General features: G+C 43.2%; 1 rRNA gene. It reads left to right on the forward strand.

Annotated features, from left to right (window positions below):
* Positions 1–203: 203 nt before the first annotated feature.
* A 5S ribosomal RNA gene (gene rrf, locus ACXAH2_RS17220) occupies positions 204–257 on the forward strand; the annotation flags it as partial.

Here is a 257-nt window from a genome sequence, read left to right on the forward strand (position 1 = left end):
GTAAAAGCAGCTAAAAGACACATAATACGATGTACTGAAATTGTTCCTGACAATTTTCAGCATTTCCTCCATCCATGGAGGTCCTGGTTTACCGCTTGATCCACGTTATTTCAAAATGAATTGTTAAAGATCCAAGCAACGTATTCGCGTGTTTTGGTTGAAGAGTGAAGAGCTCAAACCAGAACGATACGCCAACCGAATTGCTTGACGATCATAGAGGCGTTGAACCACCTGATCCCATCCCGAACTCAGCAGTG

This window comes from Marinomonas sp. ABL3_031 (assembly GCF_056161265.1).